Here is a 3,145-nt window from a genome sequence, read left to right on the forward strand (position 1 = left end):
CTGCGTCGAGCCGTCGGTGGACGCGGCCGCATCGGCCGCGAGCTGCGCCTGCCGCGCGTCCTCGAGCCGCAGTCGGCGCTCCGCATCGGCCAGCGGCGTCTCGTCGACGCATCGCGTATCCGGGAAACCGTACGCGGGGCGAAGCTCGAGGCCGCAGCGCGTCACGTCTTCCCACGGGCGCTCGTCGACGCCGCAGCGCGCTTCGAACTGGCGTTGGAACGCGTCCCGACGACGCATGAAACCTTCGCCGCACTTGCGGCGGATCACGATGCGCTCGAGATCGTCCTGCGCGGCATTGCGTCCGACCAGCCCGTATTCGTCCAGCTCGCCCGCCGTGAGCAGGCGCAGCCGGCGATTGGGCACGGTCATCATGAGGTCGGCGACCGCGAGCGCGACGCCATGGCGTTCGAAGTAGTCGCGCACGGTCGCATTGACGTTGCGCAGCTCGTCATTGAGTTCCGCGCGGGAGGTCGCGTTGGATCGATCGCGCATCAGGCGATGCACGCCGACGTTGCCGTGCACCACGCGATCGTCGGCCGCGGCCAGCACCAGCACGCATGCGGACAGGCAGTTCGCATCCCTTTGCACGCGCACGGTCCAGGCGGCGTCGGCCATCGCATCGCCAGCGCGGATCGCTTCCTCGACATTGCCGCCCGCCGAGTCGATGTCGAGCAGGTGTTCGGGCAGGTCCATGCGCTGCGCCATCGCCGATACGCGGCGCACCAGCTCGGTGAAACCGCCGTCGATGCGACCGCTGTAGGACAGGCGCACCAGCCCCGTGGATTCGCAGGCCGCCATGGCATCGAACAGAGGATAGAAGCCGAGCGACTGGAGGCGGCGCGGCGGGTCGTCGGTGTCGTCGCGCTCGCAGCTGACCTCGGCGACGCCACCGCCGACCCGTGCATCGGGCCATCGCGTGCCGGCGAGATCGTCGGCGGGGTGCGGCTGCGGCTCGTCGCTGGCGGGGGCGCTGGTCAGTGCCTTGTCGCCCAGCGTGACCGGCGCGCGTGCCACGGGCGGCGCAGGCGCGCTGCAGCCCGCAAGGACGAGTGCGAGCACACCCGCGAGGCACCGTTCCGCCGTCACACTTGCCAACCGCACCGTCCACCTCCCGCTACCGCCACTTCATCCGATGCTGCCGGCCCGGGCATGAACGCGCGCTGGGCCGCCATGTCGAGTCTAACGGCCGGGGCGATCAGCCCTTGACGCCCGGGTGCAGCGAGTACGTGGCGTGGATGGTCGCCTCGCCAAGGACATGCCCGTGCATCGCGCGAAGGACGTCCGCGGAGGTGAAGCGCGCCGGCAGTTCCAGCCGCGCGACGTCGAGTGCGAACAGGCGGAAGAAATAGCGGTGCAGGCGCAGGTCGTTGGGCGGCGGGAACGGGCCGTCGTAGCCGAGCCAGTCGCCGCGCATCGCGACATCGGCCGCGAACCAGCCCGTGTAGTCGTTCAGCCCCTGGCGGGTGCCGGCCGGGCCGGCCGGCTCCCGCTTTCCATGCGCGACAACACCGTCGCTGCAGCTACCGGCGGCGATCTCGCGAATGTCGGCGGGAATGTCGACCATCGCCCAGTGCGTGAATTCGCAGCGCGGCTGGTCGACCGGGATCTCGACGCCTGCCTTGCCGGCCATCCCCGGGACGGTCGGCGCGTCGGGATCAATGAGCAGCAGCGCGAACGACCTGGTGCCGGGCGGCACGTCGTCCCAGCGCAGCTGCGGGTTTCGATTCGGGCCGAAGCCGGCGCCGGTTTCGGTGCGCACACCGGCGGCGAATTCGCCGGGCAGGCGCCCGCGGTGCTCGAAGCTGTCGCTGGTCAGTCGCATGGCGATCTCCGTTTGGACATCAGGCGGTGTAGCCCAGGCGCGCCGCGACCGGCCCGAGCACGGCGAAGGCTTCGTCGAGCACGCTCGCGAAGCGCTGCCAGTGGCCCGACGGCAGGCGGCCGGGACCGTAGGCCTGCGCGGGTGCCACCGGGACTTCGATGCCGAGGGCATCGGCGAGCGCCTGGGCCACGCCGACCTGATCGTCCTCGATGCCGTCCAGCCGGACGATGCGGTGCGGGAACAGATCCTGGTCGTGGACGTCGGCCACCTGCTCCAGCGCGGCGGCGAGCCAGGTCGCGGCAGCAACCGGCGTGTCGAGGCGCAGCGGAACGGGGCCGCCGAACGCGATCCAGTCCAGGAGCATGTCGCGCGGATCGCGCAGCACGAACATCAGCACGGCTTCCGGCAGGTGCGGCCGCAGGGCCAGCAGCAGCGCGTTGTCCCAGTGCAGCAGCCAGTCGAAGACGTTGCGATCGGCGATCCCGCGCAACGGCAATGCCGCGCGCCACTGGGCGACGAGGAACGCGCCGTCGACCGTGCCGTCGGCCAGCGCCTGCGGCGTCTCGAACCGCTGCAGGGGGTCGTCCGGCGGCTGCATGCCGAATCGGTCGGTCAGCATGGGCGCGCCCCCGAGATCGAACGTGCCGGCCACGCGTTCCACCAGCGAGCCCTGCGCGCCCCAGACCAGCAGTACGCCGGGCGCGTCGTCGGGCAGCGGCGCAAGCTCGGGCCACGGCCCGGCAAAACCCGTGGCGGCCGGTGGCTCGAAGCGGCTGATGGCAGCGTCCTGATGCAGCGCGAGCCAGACGGCAAGCGCCTCGCTCGTGCGGTCCGCGCGATCGAGCGCGAAGGCCAGCAGATGGCGCAGGCTGCGCGCGACCTGCGGGTCCGTCGCCTGGTCGATCAGCGAACCCAGGCGCGTGATGGCCGCTTCCGGCTCCCGCGTCATCAGCGCATCGAGCAGGCGCATTTCCGCCTGCGTGTGGCCGGGATCGAGCGCGACGATCCGCTGCGCCGCGAGCTCGGCGCCCGGCGCGTCCCCGACCGTGTCGAGCAGCGTCATGCGCGCCACCAGCGCGGGCACGTGGTCCGGCATCGCGACCAGCCAACGATCGATCACCGCGCGTGCCTCGTCACCGGCGAAGGGCTCGACGCCCAGCCGCGCGAGCCACAGGTCCGGCGACTGCGCGTGCGTGGCGAGAGCGGCGTCGAGCGTGCTCCTTGCATCCTCGCGGTCGTCGCCGAGCTGCCACGCGGTCAGCAGGGCCGACAGCGTGCGACGGTCGCCGGGCAACCACGCCAGCGCCTGCTTGAGGCGCGGCA

2 protein-coding genes and 1 pseudogene are annotated in these 3,145 nt (G+C 71.9%); all 3 read right to left on the reverse strand.

Going from position 1 to position 3,145, the window contains the following annotated elements:
* On the reverse strand, nucleotides 1–1,059 hold a 1,059-nt coding region (locus FW784_RS13350), incomplete at its 3' end, for a COG3904 family protein (RefSeq protein WP_149353816.1).
* A 136-nt stretch (nucleotides 1,060–1,195) separates the two neighbouring features.
* Entirely contained in the window at nucleotides 1,196–1,822 is a 627-nt protein-coding gene (locus tag FW784_RS13355; protein ID WP_149353817.1) for a YbhB/YbcL family Raf kinase inhibitor-like protein, read from the reverse strand.
* 19 nt (nucleotides 1,823–1,841) lie between these two features.
* Nucleotides 1,842–3,145 (reverse strand): annotated as a pseudogene (locus FW784_RS14480) (tetratricopeptide repeat protein); the annotation flags it as partial.

The sequence above is a fragment of the Cognatilysobacter lacus genome, assembly GCF_008274655.1.
GTDB lineage: Bacteria > Pseudomonadota > Gammaproteobacteria > Xanthomonadales > Xanthomonadaceae > Cognatilysobacter > Cognatilysobacter lacus.